This is a genomic window from Sodalis sp. RH16 (assembly GCF_047324245.1).
In the GTDB taxonomy this organism is placed as follows: domain Bacteria; phylum Pseudomonadota; class Gammaproteobacteria; order Enterobacterales; family Enterobacteriaceae; genus Acerihabitans; species Acerihabitans ligni.
The window spans coordinates 1,267,674-1,284,302 of sequence record NZ_CP178737.1 but is presented as its reverse complement, the minus strand read 5'-3'; the positions used below and the strand labels follow the sequence as shown (position 1 = coordinate 1,284,302).

The following is a 16,629-nucleotide window of genomic DNA, read 5'->3' as shown; positions in this document are numbered from 1 at the left end:
TAAAAGAAATTTTTAAGCGAAAATTAGTAGTGCGCCTCAATTATCGTTTAGGATTTTTTACGCGCTGTTTTTTATTTTCATTGGCGGCTCGTTCGTTTTTTAATTTCCTAAGTAGCGCCGCCGCACTATTTTCACCGCTTATCAGCTCTGGGGTTTTTTTCCGCCATAGCGCTGTCAGTTCACCGCGAAAAGCTTTCGCCAGAATAGATTGTGTGAGGTTGTTAACGCGGGTAAGTGCGTTGTAAATTTGTTTTTCAATGACGTCGGCGTACGCAAAGAGTTGTTCCACTCGGCGGACAATTTCGAGTTGTTAGATTAGGGAGGAACATTTAAAGGATAAGCAGCTAGCTTTTGAGCGTTAATGTTAGACTGACTCACTCCATCAGTTTTTATGGAATAACAATACGCCAAGGTGTTTCGCCGTGGCTTCACCGAACATCCGCATCTTGACCAGTGTGGTATTGGGATAGTCCGGGTAGTTGTTTTCTGCGACACAAGCAATGGCGTAAATAAAATCGTTAACGCCTTTTAAAAAATCGGAGTTGGATTTATTCATACGCATTCCACGACCCAGACAGCCTCAGGCGATGCTGAAATATTAGGGTAATATGTTACAAAGAGAGCGTTTTAAATTACGCCACTGGTGTGTATGCGATCAATTGAAGAAAACACACCTAACTCAATATTTTTTAAGGTATTATGCCTTTCAATCTTAAATCCGTGGAAGTGACTAGCCGCACAAAAGATAGCACAGGCGATTTAATGCTAAATGAAGTACAAAAATTCGTTTATTTCAGCATAATACCCCCCGTATTGATGTCTGTTAAAATTCATCCGGCAAAGAGTTCTGATGACTTACTTCTGATCAATGAACTTCTTTTATACCGAAACCAATTTTGTAATAGCGTTGGGAAATGCCTCGCAAGTTGATTGATACGCTCAATGCAAAAATTCCACGACTTGTGGCACAATCAATTTGTCTTAAAAAAGAACTGAAATGGGGTAATATCCGTAAAATTACCCCCCTTAATGGGTTCATTACCCTATTTGGCCGAATCAGGCGCTTGTGTAAGGTGGTCATGTACAAAGACCACGGTCATTAAGATCTTTCACGGTCACAAGGGTGGTCGGGGCATGGCCAACTGGTTTCGCTCGCCGGCGGCCTCATGAGTACCTTGTGTCCACAAAATCTACTCTTTATGCAGCTTCAGCCTGTAGCTTCTACTGCACACGTTGAAGTACAAGAGATCACCTATCTTACGGCTTATACGCTGTTTTATTTCTGTACGCCCTATAGGCTGTATTTTGCATTTACAGCTTATAAGGTGTAGTATTCGAAAACAGCTTATAGTCTGTATATATCTCTACAACAATGGTTGACGCTTTATGAATACTGCTTATCCGTTGCAGACCTTGAAACAGTTACGTCCGTTGCTCATTGGCTTTCGAAAAGCTAATGGGCTGACGCAAAAGGATGTTTCTGAAAGACTAGGTGTAACACAGCAAACCTATGCACGTCTGGAGGCAAACCCAGCCAGCGCCAGTATCGAGCGTCTGTTCAAGGTGTTCAATGTGCTGGGTATCGAAATAGTGCTCTCATCCGGCGCATCTTCAACAATCATAAAGCCGTTAGAAGATCCAACAAAGCAGATAAATTCGCCTGCCAGGCGGGAAAAGTGGTGATGATATGCCTAGCAAGCAACAACGTTTAGCGATCTGGATGAACGGTATACAGGTCGGATTCTGGGAAAAGGTTAAGGGTGAAGACAGATTGCGATACCTGCCTGAGTGGATCGCTGACGAGCAAGGCCGGCCCTTGTCGCTGTCTTTGCCTTTTACCCCCGGCAATCAACATTGGCGTGGCAATGTTGTGCGGGACTATTTTGATAATCTACTCCCTGACAGTGAAAGCATTCGAAGGCGTTTAGCGATGCGTTATCAGGCGGATAGCCTTGAACCCTATGATCTGTTGGCTGAGTTGGGAAGAGATTGCGTTGGCGCAATACAGTTGCTTAATGTCGATGAAGAGTCCGCGGATTTATGCTCGGTGAATTTCCGCCTGCTTTCTGAAGCAGAGATCGCCACAACATTGCGTAATACCACGACAGCACTACCTGGTCGACAGGATGATATTGACGACCTGCGCTTATCTATTGCCGGTGCGCAGGAAAAAACGGCTTTACTGTGGCACAAGGGGCAATGGTGCTTGCCGGAAGGGAGTACCCCCACAACGCATATTTTCAAGCTGCCGTTAGGACTGGTTGGCAATATGCAGGCGAATATGAGTAGCTCGGTTGAAAATGAATGGCTATGCTCTTTGATCCTTGAAAACTATGACATGCCTGTTGCAAAAGCGCAGATTGCGCAGTTTGAAGATCAGAAGGCATTAGTCGTTGAGCGTTTTGACAGGAGGTGGTCGGGCGATGGGCAATGGATCGTTCGTTTACCCCAAGAGGATATGTGTCAAGCGCTGGGGATTTCTCCGCTACGGAAATATCAGGCGGATGGCGGGCCGGGTATTACCGATATTATGGATATTCTGAATCATTCTGAGCAAGCAGGACGGGATAGAGAACTGTTCTTCAAAGTACAAATCATTTTCTGGTTAATAGCGGCCACTGATGGGCATGCAAAAAATTTCAGCATCGCGGTGGAGGCTTGTGGCCGTTATCGTCTTACACCGTTCTATGATGTTTTATCGGCATGGCCGGTAATTGGCAAGAGTAATAGCCATTTCCCCTGGAAAAAATGCAAACTTGCAATGGCAGTACGCGGGAACAGTAATTATTACCACCTCTATAGAATTCAGCGGCGGCACTGGATTAATCATGGGAAATTAACCGGATTAGTTCAACAATACGTTGAGTCTATGATGGATGACATTATCGCCATGACGCCGCGAGTGATTGAACGTGTATCCGCGTTGCTGCCGGAATCGTTTCCTACAGAACTGGCTGAAAGTATTTTTACCGGCATGCGGCAGCAGTGTGAAAGATTAGCTCGCAGAGGCTGAACAACAACGAAATATACCCTAAATAATTCGAGTTGCACGAAGGCGGGGCGACCTTACCCCTTTTTTTCATCGGTTTGCTCTCAGAGATTGGCCGCTTCCCACTGACGATATCGTACATAGTCCTGTGCGATATCCTGCTCACTTATCCCCGTCAGAAAGAAAGCAGCGGGGCAGGAGTAGACATCCGTTGTGGGTTTGAGTCGGGCGCCTTCGGCTATTTTCATCACCGCGCTCACAAATCCAGGCAACGTTTCCAGGAAACTCCGCAGTTCAGCGTGGGAAAAAGGACCGGTCTGCGACGCTATAGCATGAACGCAGCGTAATGGACGGATGAGCTGATACCGCTCGCTTGCCTGATAAAATGATTCAGGGCACGTATAAGCATACCTGATCAGTTCCAGCTGATCGCTGCCGGTGGCAATTCGTATCGCTTCAGGATTAGCAGCGCCGGAAACGCGGGCGCCGACTTCAATGAGCGTGGGGCCATCAGGGGATAAGATAAGCTCAGTATGGCCCGCTCCCTTAACAATACCAATTGCATCAAGTGCTTTGAGAGTGTAAGCGATACAACGTTCTGTCTCTGGAGCCTGCGGGGGACACAGTTCATCAAAATCATATAGATTCCTGCCGACAGAAAGTTTTTTAGAAACGCGCCATACATCAGTGACTTTATGTTTTCCGTTCAGGCTAACAGTATTAACGACGTGCTCTTTACCTTCAATGAATTGCTGGATCAGCGCTTTTTCATTACGGTTATGCATGATATTGATTTTGCTAGTGATGATGCGTGCTGCGTCTTCTACCTGAGCTTCATTCGTACAGATATATACGTCATCTGAACCAGCGCTGTCGAGGGGTTTGACCACAACTTTTGATTGACCATATTGCCTGAACCAGTTTTTCAGAACGCAGGGGTCATCACTGGCAGCCTGTTTAACCGTTTTCAGGCCCGCTCGACCTACTGCTTCATTCATCAGAAATTTATTTCTGCGAAGTGCCGTGGTTGCAGGGTTATTGCCATCTCCATTGATGCTCCAGGCAATCTTTTCGCTCAGTTTAACCGCAGATTCATGGCCTGGAATAATTGCCAAAGGATTGTGCAAGGCGATTTGTTCAAGGCATTTTTCTGCCTGGCTACGGTCCCAGTGATAAAAAGCCTTAAAATGATGTTTATGGAAACGGGGATGAGATAATGCGTTGACGGCAACATCTGATTCAATGTGTATCAGGTCATAATGCCCGGCCATCTCCTGCGTGACCAGCGCACCCGCGGAAACGGCATCAACTATCGCCACGACCGGCCTGCAGTTTGCAGAATATTTAGACATTGTCTCGCTTTCCATTTATCTGAGGGGGTAGGTGGTGCCCGTTTTTTTCTTTTTTCCGCAAAACAACCGCCGGAAAACTCTGACAAGCAGGTTCTTTGAATGCTTTTTTTCTTCCATGTTAAATGACTTGTTCATAAATAATCCGTCCCATTTCTTCGTAACCGGCATCGTTGAAGTGCAAGTGGTCGATATAGATATTTTCATTCAAGATAGGTGAGTCTTTCATGAGCATGTTCATATCAAAAAAACAAATGTCTTCATTCAAGCATCCCTGTTTAAGCTGCGAAGAATAAGATTCATGTAAATCCGGCGTTGCGAGTTTTTCAAATAAGCGCCAGAAGTTATTAGCACAGGCGTCGATAGCATAGAACATCTCCTCCTCTGTTTCATGAAAGATCTCTTTACTCCATCTGGACAAAGGCTGCAGGACATAATGCACGCGGGCGCCATTTTTTCGGGCAAGCTGATTGATTTGCGCCGCGGAATCAATAGTGCTGCGAGCGGCCCGGCTGATACGCTCGGCCAGGTCCATGTGAGTATCGGTAAATACCCTTTCTGCCGGGTTCCCTTCAGTATCATCCAGCCAATGATTGAATTTCTCGGTGAGCCGTGGAATTAATTTTTTTACCGCTGATTCATTCATTGAAGCATAAGAATTTGCCCTTTTTTTAATGTCCTCATTATATCTATTCATATAATGCAAAAATTCATAGGAATAATAGTATTTACCATACTCACTGGTATAATCATCAGGCAGTCCTTCCAAGGTAAGCGTGTTTAGACCACTTAATATAATGATGTTATTTATTTTATCGAAGCGATGCTGGTTGAGCATAAAAATGATGGCTTCCTGCACCGAGTTATAGCCCCGCCCGCCAAAGTTCAACCAGACTTCTCCCGTCAGTTTTGACAGCGCGGAAGAGACCGTGCTTGCATCGGATGTCGTACCGGTACCCAGAGCCGTTGAACCGCCAATCACAATATTGACGGGTTTATCAGCAGGGAAATCGGCGGTTGATGCCCAGCCGCAAGGGGAATGACTCAGGCGAAACCCCATGTCATCCGTATTGATAATCGCTGAGGTATAATTCCGATGATGGAAAAACATGGTATAAGGCAACCACCGGACGCCAAGGTACATGAACTCATCGTATTCACGCAGTTGTGGGGTAAGCTCATAGCATCGGTTTACCGCCTCTTGATGGGACATTTTTTTAAATTTCATTACTCATCCTTTGAGAACTTGATTCCGAAAGTATTAATCCAGAGGGTAATGTTTCTTCCAGTCTATTTTTTCTTCCCAGTCGGGTTGATCCTGTTTGCGCAATAGAAAATTTCCCAATACGAGATAATCCATTGATGTGCGCATGAAACAGACATAAGCATCTTTAGGTGATTCAACAATCGGCTCTCCTCTGACATTAAAAGACGTATTTACCAGCACCGGACAGCCTGTTCGAGCATGAAAGGCGTTCAGGAGACTGAAAAAAAGCGGGTTGTGACTCCCATCGACCGTTTGCAGACGCGCCGAATTATCAACATGCGTAACGGCTGGGATTTGTGAGCGGATTTGGTTAAGTTTTCCAAGTCCGCTTACCTGAACGGCACCGGGACCAGGTGGTGTGAGCTTGGAGTTTGCTACCGGGTGGACAAACAGCATATAGGGACTTTTCGTTTTCACGCTGAACCAGTCCTTTGCATGCTCTTCTAATACGACCGGAGCAAAAGGACGGAATGACTCTCTGTTCTTTATCTTGAGATTCATTACCGTCTGCATTTGGCGATTTCGGGCATCGCCCAGGATCGAGCGCGCGCCGAGTGAGCGGGGGCCGAACTCCATCCTGCCCTGGAACCAGCCGGTGACATTACCTTGTGCCAGAATCCCGGCAACCTCCGCGCAAAGTTTATCTTCCGTGAGCTCGGTGAAAACTGCGCCTTGCTCATTAAGGTAATGAAGGATTTCTTCGCGCGTGTAACGGGTCCCCAGATAGCTACCCTTCATGCTGTCTCCTGCATCAGGTATGCGTGGTGCGCCTACGTGTCCATACCAGCCTGAGAGCGCCGCACCCAGCGAACCGCCGCTGTCTCCGGATGCCGGCTGTACCCATATGTTTTTGAAGATACCCGCCTGCGCCAGTTTGCCGTTTGCCACGCAATTCAAGGCAACGCCTCCGGCCAGGCAAAGATTTTCCAACCCCGTCTTTTTCTGCCAATAACGGGCAGTAAGCAATACCACTTCTTCCAGAACGGCCTGTATGGACGAGGCTAGGTTGAATTGCCGTTCAGTAAGCTCGCTTTCCGCATCACGCGGCGGGCCGCCGAACAGGTCGTGAAACTTTTCCGACGTCATCTGGTCGCCCGTGGCATAGTCAAAATAGGACATGTCCATCTCAAAGCTGCCGTCCGGTTGCACCTGTATCAGATGCTTTTTAATCATATCGGCATAAACGGGGCGTCCGTAAGGAGCAAGGCCCATCAACTTATACTCGCCGGAATCAACCTTGAATCCGCAGTAAAACGTGAACGCGGAATAAATCAGACCAAGTGAATGTGGAAATCGCGTTTGCCAGAGCTTCGTGAGTTTACTGCCTTCACCTACCCAGGCTGTTGTTGTGTCCCATTCACCAACGCCATCAATGCAAAGCACCAATGCTTTCTCAAATGGACTGGGAAAAAATGCGGACGCAGCATGAGAATGATGATGATTAATATAGGTAATTTCAGGCACGGGCGTGTTGGCGAAGCCCAGTGCCTTTGTAAGTTTTTTTCTGACGTACAGCTTATTGGTCAACCATCCCGGCACGTGGAAAAAAAGCGATCTGACCCCCGACCAGCCGGAGGTGACGGCGGTGGACATTATGCGTTTAAATTTTTCCGTGGGGTTTTCGTAATAAAAAATCCGAGATACCTGGTCTAAAGTAATTCCTGCCGTGTTTAAGCAGAACTTAACCGCATTTTCGGGAAAAGAAGGATCCTGCTTAATACGGGTGAATCGCTCTTCCTGCGCGGCCGCCACAATTTCTCCATCGCAAAGCAACGCGGCGGCGCTGTCATGGAAGTAGCATGACAGTCCCAGAATATACGTTTTCATTCGAGGCTCCTTAAAAAACGCGCTTTTGTGTCAGCGGAGTGAACTGACGGGATGCCATGAATTCCGGTCGAGGGGAGGGCACTTCGTTTAAACAATTGCTGACCAGGTTGTAGGAGATAAATACGGCTTTTCTGTCCCATGGCGACGAGTTCGCGCTAGAGCAGTGCAGGAGATTGCAATGGAAAAAAAGTACGTCACCCGGGCGACCCTTTGCGGCCACCATTCCCTTATTTTCGATTTTTTTGCGCAGGTACGTTTCAGAGAGACGATACTTGAGCTTTTGCGCAGTCGTGATTGCCCAGTTGTCACCCCCATCGAGTTCGCCGTATGGCCTATCGTGAATCTCGTCGATGAGCACGTCATACTGTGTTCCGGGCACAAGCAACATTGGGCCGTTGAATTCATTGACTTCGTCCAGGAAAATAACCGCGGTCAGGGCTTTCGGTTCCGGCATGCCATCCTCTTTCTTCCAGAACCAGTAGTCTGAATGCCATTCCCAATTCTGGCCCTGGAACGCCTGCTTGGTATTGATTTTATATTGATGGACGTAAACAGGTCCGCCCAGTAACATTTCCGCTTGACCAAGCAATCGCGCGTCGCCGGCTAAATTTTGAAAAAGTTCGCTGTTAAGGTTAGGCCCGTTAATGCTTCTCAAGGTTTTTCCATTGCCTTCCAATACCTTTCCGGCGGAGCTTTCATGCATTAATCGATGGGTTTCAGCATTGAGTATGTTCACTTCCTGGCGAGTATAAAGGGATTCTGAGATGTTGAATCCTTGCTTGCGATAAAGTTCCAGATCTTTAGATTCCATTCCTGAACTCCTGCTATATTATTTTACATAAATTCCTTAAGAAATCAGTTATGCATATATATATATTTTATCCTGCACTTAGATTTAATGTATTGTTACCGGCACAGATAAAATTTACTTACAAGTGAACATTTCGTCAACGCTTAAATGAGCTCTCAGGTAATTTTTTTGGCCTCATTCTGATAAAGATTACATAGAAAATATAACATTTGACATAATTATCAATTGATATAATTCCTGCAATACATGAGCAGTCTTTTAATCTTCTGTTAAAGCCCAAATAAAGTGCATTATTCAGGGCAATACGCGTTCAGAAGAAATAAGTATTTAAAAGGATGTAAAAATGTCTATTGCGGTAGGGGGCACAGTCATTTATAGTAAACAATCAAAATGCGTAACATGCTGTTATGAATATTACGTTTGCACTGAGATATTGCCGTCATTGCCTCTACCGTCATGATGAGGGCAACAATCTCGCCGAATGGGTCGGAAGGAGAAAAAAGTTAATATTTTAATGTCGAGAAGGAAAGTAAAGTCGGTCAGGGTAGCTTAGTCTGTTTGCAATGGATGTATGAATAATATCATTCTTTATTTCAAGGCGTTTAAATAAAGGAAGTTAACTGCATAGAGATTGATGTATGGACTTATTAATGAAAGGAATAGATATGAGTAATTCAACTAATGGGCCAAATAAGAGAAAAGCCATAAGAAGTCTTGCTAATTACGTAGCCTGGAGTGTGGTATTGGTATTGGCTACATGTGGACTTGCAGGTATCTTCTTGGCATCGGATTTAGCCGCCGTACAAAAGGTAATACAAGTTGCAAAAGAGCATTGGCCGCTACATATCCAGATGCCTGATATTCCTATGGGACCTAGCCAATTAGACCTAAGCAGCTAACCCAATAACGATCATGAAACATCGTCAAGTATTTGAAGATTAAATAATGTAATTTTAAAAATTATAATAAGCATGTTGGTTGACGAGGAAGGAAAATGCCTTTGATACAATCTGGATTCAAAATTGAGAGTTGGATATGATTTTTATCGAAGAAGTTAGCGCCACTCTATATAGCATTCCCTTCCATGAAAACAGCACGAACTGAATCAAATTCTAGACCTTCTTTGAGTGCAATTGCATGGGCATGCCTAATCACTGCGCAATCAAGTTCTCTACGCTTGAAGTCAAAATCGACAGTATCAAAACCACTATTGATAGGAATGGGTTTGTTATTGGCATCTAATGATTTAACCATTTCGGAATGAGCGAATTTCACAAAATCAATATGTTTTTGGTCAAGCAAATCCAAGCAATTACCAAGTTCAATTACTGCACCTAAAACAAAAGGTTCTTTGATCTTGGTTTTAGGTCTTTTCATGTCCTCAAGGGCATAATGTTTCGCTCTTTCATGATTGTTTTCCCAAAAATTAACTCCATCACCAAGCCAATCATAAATATTATTGCTAAGACGGAAATTATCTTGATAATTTAAAATTGACATTGCAGCAGCTTTATCCATTCCATTGAATCTATAGACCACACTCGGCTTGGATGAGTACATAAATAACCTTTGAAATAAAAATATCTGAGTATTAGGCTTTACTTTTTTGTACTGTTTCTTTATTGAAAAACCGGGAGTTAAAATTGCCTTCTTTAGTCAGAATTGAATGGTTTTATGCCATCAAGGCACCCATTCCTGGTCTTCATTTTCAACTTCCGCGATCAGCTTTACCCCTTTGCCGGTACGCACCCAGCGAGGGGCTTGCAGTTCGCCGGCGAAGTAGCTGACCAGTTCGAACATCAGCCCAATCAGGGTTTGCTCCATTTCCGGCGTTACCGCCCGGTTCGTCAAAAGGCGCGCCAGCGTCAGACAATATTCGCAGAGCAGATCGGCATCGGGTTCAAAGCCGAGCCTCGGCGAGGGGAGCTCATCAACGGTCAGGCTTTCCATCAAATGAGGCGGAAGGGGGGCATCCATGGTAGGCAGCAGCGTTGCCAGGCAGTCGGCCAGCCGGACGTAGAGCGCCTGCCGCTGCATGGGTTCGTCGACCTCCAGCAGGGTTTCGGCAAATTGTTCGCTATAATCTGCCAGCAGGGTGAAATCCGTTTCGGCGCTAAAGGGTATGGCAAGCAGCGCATCGGCGCGCCGGCATGAAGATAAGGTCATTGTAGGCATAAAAATCTCGCTAGTTTCTTTGAGTAAAAACAACGACACCAAAAATTATGGTGCCGGGAGGCTCAAAACGGTCTAGCGAACCGCGGACTTATTTCCCCGAAGGGTATTGTATTAGTCGCCCTCCCGACGTTGATCGGGCAGCTTGAACCCTCCGTCTAAATAGACGGAGGTCAAAAATAAGGAGTAGCTGATGACCCCCAGTGATCGATTTACCCGGAGAAGATCCCGGCAATGGGATAATCTGGCCGCTATTCGCCATCTCTCTCAGGCAGAGTTAATCCGCGAAGCCTTCAATCTTGCAGATAATCGCGCCGCTAGTAATAAGCATGCGTTTGGATTATGGGCTGATGGAAACACTGACGGAATTCATTATGACATTCAGATCCGCAAGGAGCGGGAATATTTGTTAAATACGCGGCTTGCCTATCGCATCACGATATACGCTACCGCAAGCCGCGATTACCAGCACTTTTATTCTACTCGTCAAAGAACCAGTATCCCTGATTAACCAGCCCGGTTAGCTCAGCCGCAAAAGCCGGATGATGAAGCGCCTCCCCCAGTTCATTTTTACCGATAAAGGTATATTGGCACAGCGCGTCGGCGGCGTCGGGATTGACCGTAACCAGCGGTTCGCCATTGATGAAGAAGCCGTCGCCGACCTGCAGAACCCTCAGACCGTCAAGGCGTTTCAAGACTTGGCCCTCCATCAGCGCGCCGACAATCTCGTCGCTCTTATAGAGCGGCTGGGCGGGAGCGATATCCAGCTCGTGGCGCGGCGTGGTGGCGAAGCGGCCAAACCACTGTTTAAAATCTTCCGGCTGATTAATCATATCGGTCATCATCGTACGCAGGCGATTAAGCTCATGATCTTCAACCCGTCCCGGATGCTCCCGGCAGGTTAAATCAGGATCGCTGTAATGCTCGCCGCCGAGATCGTTTTCCAGCGCATAGTCGGCGAAACTGCTGATTAAATCCCGGCCGTTGGGTCCGCGGAAACCCACCGAGTAGTTGAGGGCGGTTTCGTGGGTGAAACCGTCGTGCGGGAAGCCCGGCGGAATATACAAAATATCCCCCGCATTGAGGTCTTCATCAATGATTGGCGTGAACGGCTCAACGTGCAGCAGCGCCGGATGCGGGCAAAACTGCCTAAGGGGCAGTTTATCGCCGACGCGCCAGCGGCGGTGGCCCATTCCCTGGATGATAAAGACATCGTACTGATCGATATGCGGTCCGACGCCGCCGCCAGGTACGGAAAAGGAGATCATCAGATCGTCCAAACGCCAGTCCGGCAGCACCCGAAACGGGCGCACGAGTTCGGCGGACGGGGCATGCCAATGGTTGACGGCCTGGGCCAGCAGCGACCAGCCGGTTTCACCCAGATCATCAAAGTGTTCAAACGGCCCGTGGCTGGCCTGCCACTCCCCGTTTGCATGGCTTACCAGGCGGCTGTCCACCTCCGCTTCCATGGCCAGGCCCGCCAGTTCGTCCGGCGTAATAGGATCGATAAAGTCCGGGAAAGCGTTCTTTAATATGACGGGTCGTTTTTGCCAGTATTTTTCTAAAAATTCGGGCCAGTTAAGGTTCAGCTGATAAGCCATGCGTTCACACCAGTGAGAAGACAAACGGCCCTGATTATATCGAGTCCCCCCGTGGCCGCCTTGTCATTGGTCAAGGCTACGCGTTCAGCCAGGCAAAAATGAAGAGGGTCAGTCCATTCCCGGGGGTGACGTTGTCTGGCAAAGGCGTATACCCGTCATACTTCAAGCAGCAGATGCGTTGCCGCCTTCCCGCAACTGGAATTATTCAGAGTATAACGTTATCCGGATCGCTTATTCAGAATGTTTCCCAGCCGGCAGTGTCGTTTTGTTTCTCAGCAGGCTTATTGGCGGGAAGAGGCGATACTTTAGTTATGTCTGGTTTGACCTCCTCTGGCCTGCCTTTCGGTTCATGTAATTTGAACACATGAATAGTTTCAAGCAGCAGGCGTACCTGCTCCATCAGCGAGGCGCTGGCCGCTGAGGACTGTTCCACCAGCGAGGCATTCTGCTGCGTTACCCCGTCCATCTGCGAAACCGCGAGGTTGACCTGGTCGATACCGGTGGATTGCTCCTGTGATGCCGCCGAGATTTCCGCCACGGTGTCAGTGACGTGCTTCACTGACGAAACGATTTGATGCATGGTTGCACCGGCGCGCTCTACCTGCCCTGCGCCTATGTTGACCTTGTCTGCGGAGTCTTCTATGAGGGATTTGATCTCTTTGGCCGCGGAGGCGGTGCGTTGAGCCAGCGTGCGCACTTCGCTTGCCACCACCGCGAAGCCCTTGCCTTGCTCTCCGGCGCGTGCAGCCTCCACCGCCGCATTTAGCGCCAGTATATTGGTCTGGAAAGCGATGCTATCGATTACCGAAATAATCTCGGAAATTTTGCTTGAACTGGAAGAAATCGCATTCATTGTCTGGACGACCTCTGAAACAGCCTTGCTGCCGGACTCGGCCATTTGGGAAGCATTGGCGGCGAGTTGGCTGGTCTGTCGCGCATTATCGGCGTTTTGCTTGACGTTGGAGGCGAGCTGTTCCATCGAGGCGGCGGTTTCTTCAAGTGAAGAGGCCTGTGCTTCGGTGCGGGACGAGAGGTCTGTGTTGCCTGCCGCAATTTCTCTGGAGCCGATGTTTATCTCTTCAGCGCCAAAGCGAACTTGCGTGACCAGACGCATCAGGTTTTGTTGCATTCCCTTGATGGCGAAGAGCAATCTACCGATTTCGTTTTTGCTTGATACCCGTATGTCGGCGGTTAAATCGCCTTCCGCCACCGCATCGAGCTGTTCGATGGCATAGTTCAGTGGCCGCAATATGATGTTTCGCAATAAAAACAGCACGGTAATGGCTATCAACAGGGTAATGAATAATACGATTGCCATCGTCCACAGTAACTGGCGGTATTCGCTGTTTCTCATCTGCGCCAGCGTGTTTACAGTTTCACGCGTGTCTTTCTGATACTTCTCCAGCGATGTGGAAAATCGTCCTCCGGCTTTGTCGATATCCTGTATGTTGATATCGTAGTAGCCTTTCACGTCCCCCGCCTGCAACAAATGCTCCGCTTTGTCGAGAAGCTGGCTCAAGGCATTCGCCGACTCGACCAGTTCAGTCTTTATAGCTTCGTCGCTACCGAGCATGACGGGGAGGCCTTTGAATAGTTGGATATTGGCCAGCATGCGCCCGTGGGTGGTCTCGATGTTTTTGTAAATCCAGGGTTCGGCTTTGCCATCTTTCAATAAGCTGGCATAGACCAGGGCAAAACCCGCACGGGTACGAGCAGAATCTTTGTAGACATCATTAATCAGAATTACCCGGCTATCCGCCTGGTGAACAAAGTCAGTAGTGTCGTTTGACCGCGTGAGCGCGAACAGACCTGCGCAGGAAATCGCCAAAATCATCAGCGCAAAAACGGAAATTGCGCCGGTCAACGCAAGTCGAACTGAAATATTCTTCATTAAAAATTAACTTCCATAGTTTAAACAGCAAATTTAGGAACTAGTGCAATTAATTTGTGCTAATTCAACTCGACGCACCGTACCTGCCGAATTTTTCCAGGCACGGGGTACTGTATTTTTGTTATATAACGGCAAGAAACCAGAAAACTTTAATTTTTGACCTTATGCCGCCGTCCTTATCGTTGGCCGATATCCGTCTCGTATGGCACGTAAACACTGGGTACTGGCCGCTTTTTTCATTCAGTAAATTGTTATGGTGGCAAATGATTTCCCGTTGCCATTATTTTTTGCCTGGCATCATTCTAATTTGTATATTGGGTTTTATTTTCTAATAGGTTCATTCATTGCAGAGATTATCATTTATATATTGTGTTTCCATAATAATTATCCCATGAAACTAAGATAAATCAGGTATTTCTAAAGTTTATTTTTAACAATTGATTTTTATTAATAATTTTGGCGACATGGAAAATTGACCCTGCAATAGGAATAGGATAATCTGATTTTTTTTGGTTTTTCGATTAATTGAAATATAATGATAATTATGCATTCATCTTATTTTTTTATTTGGTATTAATCGTATTTCTCCAATGAGCTTGATTAAATTGCCGAAGACCCCGGTGGGGGTTTCATCGTGATGCGCGTATGTGTCTTGCCTATTTCACGTCCGGCCCGGCCGGCAACTCCGGCAAGGTCATCAGTTCAATAGTGAGTCCCCCCAGTAGCGTAATGAAGTGAAATTCAAACCGAGCTTAGCAAGGAAGGCATCTGTAAGAAAGTGTACGGCGGGGCAGTGCTTCAGCTACCGGAAGCCGGCAGTTTTATCAATCGCAAAGAGCGGAATTTAGCAAACAAAGACATGATCGCGCAGGCCTGTGTGGGACTCATTACGGCTGATAGCTGTATTTTTATTGATTCAAGCACGACTAATCTCGCCATTGCCAGAGCACTGCCTGAGGATATCCGGCTGACGGCAGTAACAAATTCTCCTGCCATTGCCGTTGAGTTGATGAAACATCCCCAAAGTGAAACGATTGTGCTGGGTGGACGCATCCAGAAGGCGTCGGGTGGGAGCTTAGGCAGTACTGCTGTAGACCAGCTTCGGGGAATTATCTTCGACCAGGCTTTTATCGGCGCTTGTGCCATGGCTTTGGAAACCGGGCTGACGGGTTTTGATTTTGAGGACTGCGAGTTCAAGAAGGCCGTTATCAAACAGAGTAATCAGGTCGTCGTGGCCCTGACCGCGGAGAAAGTTCCTGGTGTGGCGCGTTATGTTGTCGCCGACCCCAGTGAAATTGATGTAATGGTTGTTGAGGAGAGTTTACGTAAGGAGTTTATTAACTTTTTCAAGATTGTCTGTCGATCGCTGTCTCCAGAGATAATTAGAGACAGCGAAAAGGGTAATTTAATTAAGATGATACTGAAGCGTTATTTCCGCTTTCAGCAACTGCGATACCGGGCAGCCGGCTTTGGCTTTTTGAATGATTTTTTCAAATACCGCATCATCAATGCCCGGCAGCTTCACCGTGCTGTTCAATGCTACTTTAGTGATGGCGAATCCGCCTTCAACTTTATCCAGCGAAACATCCGCTGTGGTATCAATGCTTTCCGGCGTAAAGCCCTCGTCGCCAAGCATCAGGGATAATGCCATGGAAAAACAGGCGGCATGGGCCGCGCCTATCAGCTCTTCCGGGTTGGTTCCCGCCGCGCCCTCGAAACGGGTGTTGAAACCGTAGGGCTGCTGTTGCAGCGCCCCGCTCTCGGTGGAGACGGTACCTTTACCGCGTTTGATATCGCCTTCCCAATGGGCCTGACCTTTCTTATGAATCGTCATGTTTTTCACCTTTGTGGATGAACAAGCCATAAGTATAGAAGATCGTGCCCATTGCGCGTCGGGCAACAAAGCCATCCGAAAATTTTCTCATGGAAGGGGCTAATGGGGGGAGGATTTTTCCGATGCCCTACGCCAACTGTGCATCAGCGTCAGGCTTTGTTCGCGAATGCATTTTTTTATCATCTCTTTTTTTTCCGCCGTAACGCTGCCGGTTTCCGTCAGGGTAGGAAACAGGGTGTGGCGCAAGACGTGAAAGGTGGTGACCTGACCAAGCAACGACAGGGTGCGAAGCTGCACCATCTCATCGTCCATCGGGCTGTCGCAGATGCGAGCCACCAGCTTAACCGCCCCGGAAAACAGCTGTCCGAACAGCTTGTTGCTGAAATCTTCCGCGGTCTTGCCCGGCCCTTGGCCCAGGCGAATACGCGCATAAAACAGCCGCTGGCCGCTGGTGGCGTTTTTGCTTAAAATCCGCTCAAGCAAACTGTCCAGCATTTGACATAGCGTCTCGATGCAGGTGTCCGTATCGGCGCTGTCCTTTACCAGGGTCCGCGCCAGAAAAGGCTGGAGCCATGCCTGATTCTCCTCCACGAGAGATGCCGTGCAGGCGATGTACAAACCTTCTTTATTGTCGAAGTAGTATTGCAGCGCGGGGGGATTGACGCCCGCCTTTTTGGCAATCTGCCGGGTGGACGTACTCTCGTACCCTGATTCGCCAAACAGTTCGATGGCGCTGTCGATGATGCGCTGGCGGGTTTCGCTCCCGCGGGCATAACCTCCGGAAGAGGGATGGCGGAGTCGCTTCGGCTGCATGCTTTTAGGCATATTCTCAGGTCCTGTGCAAAAACATACCGATTATAACCATCGGTGGGACAATTAGGAAATATA

Annotated in this window: 14 protein-coding genes and 3 pseudogenes; 5 read left to right on the top strand and 12 right to left on the bottom strand. The window is 47.6% G+C overall.

Going from position 1 to position 16,629, the window contains the following annotated elements:
* Window positions 1-40: 40 nt before the first annotated feature.
* Window positions 41-310: pseudogene (locus ACL2XJ_RS05860) on the bottom strand (restriction endonuclease subunit S); the annotation flags it as partial.
* A gap of 87 nt (window positions 311-397) precedes the next feature.
* Window positions 398-556, bottom strand: a pseudogene (locus ACL2XJ_RS05855) (hypothetical protein); the annotation flags it as partial.
* 830 nt (window positions 557-1,386) lie between these two features.
* Here ACL2XJ_RS05855 and ACL2XJ_RS05850 point away from each other — a divergent pair.
* Together ACL2XJ_RS05850 and ACL2XJ_RS05845 are read left to right on the top strand one after the other, a co-directional pair.
* Window positions 1,387-1,683 (top strand): helix-turn-helix transcriptional regulator, encoded by a 297-nt coding sequence (locus ACL2XJ_RS05850; protein ID WP_413725964.1) that lies wholly within the window; start codon window positions 1,387-1,389, stop codon window positions 1,681-1,683.
* 4 nt (window positions 1,684-1,687) lie between these two features.
* On the top strand, window positions 1,688-3,013 hold the full coding sequence (locus ACL2XJ_RS05845; RefSeq protein WP_413725963.1) for a type II toxin-antitoxin system HipA family toxin: 1,326 nt from the start codon (window positions 1,688-1,690) through the stop codon (window positions 3,011-3,013).
* A gap of 80 nt (window positions 3,014-3,093) precedes the next feature.
* Here the strand turns inward: ACL2XJ_RS05845 and ACL2XJ_RS05840 are convergent, their stop codons facing one another.
* The 4 genes from ACL2XJ_RS05840 to ACL2XJ_RS05825 all read right to left on the bottom strand — a co-directional run bounded on the left by ACL2XJ_RS05840 (window position 3,094) and on the right by ACL2XJ_RS05825 (window position 8,243).
* Entirely contained in the window at window positions 3,094-4,341 is a 1,248-nt protein-coding gene (locus ACL2XJ_RS05840) for an ATP-grasp domain-containing protein (protein ID WP_413725962.1), read from the bottom strand.
* A gap of 118 nt (window positions 4,342-4,459) precedes the next feature.
* Window positions 4,460-5,566, bottom strand: coding sequence for an SGNH/GDSL hydrolase family protein (locus tag ACL2XJ_RS05835; protein WP_413725961.1), 1,107 nt, complete (start codon window positions 5,564-5,566; stop codon window positions 4,460-4,462).
* Between the two features lie 33 nt (window positions 5,567-5,599).
* Complete coding sequence (locus tag ACL2XJ_RS05830; protein ID WP_413725960.1) at window positions 5,600-7,432, bottom strand: carbamoyltransferase; 1,833 nt, start codon at window positions 7,430-7,432, stop codon at window positions 5,600-5,602.
* Between the two features lie 10 nt (window positions 7,433-7,442).
* On the bottom strand, window positions 7,443-8,243 hold the full coding sequence (locus ACL2XJ_RS05825) for a phytanoyl-CoA dioxygenase family protein (protein WP_413725959.1): 801 nt from the start codon (window positions 8,241-8,243) through the stop codon (window positions 7,443-7,445).
* Window positions 8,244-8,908: 665 nt separating this feature from the next.
* Between ACL2XJ_RS05825 and ACL2XJ_RS05820 the strand changes: the two genes are divergently transcribed.
* Complete coding sequence (locus tag ACL2XJ_RS05820; RefSeq protein ID WP_413725958.1) at window positions 8,909-9,142, top strand: hypothetical protein; 234 nt, start codon at window positions 8,909-8,911, stop codon at window positions 9,140-9,142.
* A gap of 166 nt (window positions 9,143-9,308) precedes the next feature.
* Here the strand turns inward: ACL2XJ_RS05820 and ACL2XJ_RS05815 are convergent, their stop codons facing one another.
* Window positions 9,309-9,761 (bottom strand): hypothetical protein, encoded by a 453-nt coding sequence (locus ACL2XJ_RS05815; RefSeq protein ID WP_413725957.1) that lies wholly within the window; start codon window positions 9,759-9,761, stop codon window positions 9,309-9,311.
* 162 nt (window positions 9,762-9,923) lie between these two features.
* Window positions 9,924-10,418, bottom strand: coding sequence for a hypothetical protein (locus tag ACL2XJ_RS05810; RefSeq protein WP_413725956.1), 495 nt, complete (start codon window positions 10,416-10,418; stop codon window positions 9,924-9,926).
* 190 nt (window positions 10,419-10,608) lie between these two features.
* On the opposite strand from ACL2XJ_RS05810, the gene ACL2XJ_RS05805 reads away from it, so the two are divergent.
* Window positions 10,609-10,926, top strand: a complete 318-nt coding sequence (locus ACL2XJ_RS05805; RefSeq protein ID WP_413725955.1) for a hypothetical protein — start codon at window positions 10,609-10,611, stop codon at window positions 10,924-10,926.
* On the opposite strand, the gene ACL2XJ_RS05800 is transcribed toward ACL2XJ_RS05805, so the two are convergent.
* Window positions 10,895-12,016 (bottom strand): JmjC domain-containing protein, encoded by a 1,122-nt coding sequence (locus ACL2XJ_RS05800; protein ID WP_413725954.1) that lies wholly within the window; start codon window positions 12,014-12,016, stop codon window positions 10,895-10,897. The two genes, ACL2XJ_RS05805 and ACL2XJ_RS05800, sit on opposite strands and share 32 nt — an antisense overlap.
* Before the next feature lie 235 nt (window positions 12,017-12,251).
* On the bottom strand, window positions 12,252-13,907 hold the full coding sequence (locus tag ACL2XJ_RS05795) for a methyl-accepting chemotaxis protein (RefSeq protein WP_413725953.1): 1,656 nt from the start codon (window positions 13,905-13,907) through the stop codon (window positions 12,252-12,254).
* A gap of 778 nt (window positions 13,908-14,685) precedes the next feature.
* Here ACL2XJ_RS05795 and ACL2XJ_RS05790 point away from each other — a divergent pair.
* A pseudogene (locus tag ACL2XJ_RS05790) lies at window positions 14,686-15,210 on the top strand (DeoR/GlpR family DNA-binding transcription regulator); the annotation flags it as partial.
* 102 nt (window positions 15,211-15,312) lie between these two features.
* Here the strand turns inward: ACL2XJ_RS05790 and ACL2XJ_RS05785 are convergent.
* On the bottom strand, window positions 15,313-15,741 hold the full coding sequence (locus ACL2XJ_RS05785; RefSeq protein WP_413725952.1) for an OsmC family protein: 429 nt from the start codon (window positions 15,739-15,741) through the stop codon (window positions 15,313-15,315).
* A gap of 99 nt (window positions 15,742-15,840) precedes the next feature.
* Complete coding sequence (locus tag ACL2XJ_RS05780) at window positions 15,841-16,566, bottom strand: CerR family C-terminal domain-containing protein (protein WP_413725951.1); 726 nt, start codon at window positions 16,564-16,566, stop codon at window positions 15,841-15,843.
* Between the last annotated feature and the right edge of the window lie 63 nt (window positions 16,567-16,629).

Bases quoted from the DNA above. Each gene is read 5' to 3' on its own strand.
- ACL2XJ_RS05850 (WP_413725964.1), top strand. From the start codon at position 1,387: ATGAATACTGCTTATCCGTTGCAGACCTTGAAACAGTTACGTCCGTTG.
- ACL2XJ_RS05845 (WP_413725963.1), top strand. From the start codon at position 1,688: ATGCCTAGCAAGCAACAACGTTTAGCGATCTGGATGAACGGTATACAG.
- ACL2XJ_RS05840 (WP_413725962.1), bottom strand. From the start codon at position 4,341: ATGTCTAAATATTCTGCAAACTGCAGGCCGGTCGTGGCGATAGTTGAT.
- ACL2XJ_RS05835 (WP_413725961.1), bottom strand. From the start codon at position 5,566: ATGAAATTTAAAAAAATGTCCCATCAAGAGGCGGTAAACCGATGCTAT.
- ACL2XJ_RS05830 (WP_413725960.1), bottom strand. From the start codon at position 7,432: ATGAAAACGTATATTCTGGGACTGTCATGCTACTTCCATGACAGCGCC.
- ACL2XJ_RS05825 (WP_413725959.1), bottom strand. From the start codon at position 8,243: ATGGAATCTAAAGATCTGGAACTTTATCGCAAGCAAGGATTCAACATC.
- ACL2XJ_RS05820 (WP_413725958.1), top strand. From the start codon at position 8,909: ATGAGTAATTCAACTAATGGGCCAAATAAGAGAAAAGCCATAAGAAGT.
- ACL2XJ_RS05815 (WP_413725957.1), bottom strand. From the start codon at position 9,761: ATGGATAAAGCTGCTGCAATGTCAATTTTAAATTATCAAGATAATTTC.
- ACL2XJ_RS05810 (WP_413725956.1), bottom strand. From the start codon at position 10,418: ATGCCTACAATGACCTTATCTTCATGCCGGCGCGCCGATGCGCTGCTT.
- ACL2XJ_RS05805 (WP_413725955.1), top strand. From the start codon at position 10,609: ATGACCCCCAGTGATCGATTTACCCGGAGAAGATCCCGGCAATGGGAT.
- ACL2XJ_RS05800 (WP_413725954.1), bottom strand. From the start codon at position 12,016: ATGGCTTATCAGCTGAACCTTAACTGGCCCGAATTTTTAGAAAAATAC.
- ACL2XJ_RS05795 (WP_413725953.1), bottom strand. From the start codon at position 13,907: ATGAAGAATATTTCAGTTCGACTTGCGTTGACCGGCGCAATTTCCGTT.
- ACL2XJ_RS05785 (WP_413725952.1), bottom strand. From the start codon at position 15,741: ATGACGATTCATAAGAAAGGTCAGGCCCATTGGGAAGGCGATATCAAA.
- ACL2XJ_RS05780 (WP_413725951.1), bottom strand. From the start codon at position 16,566: ATGCCTAAAAGCATGCAGCCGAAGCGACTCCGCCATCCCTCTTCCGGA.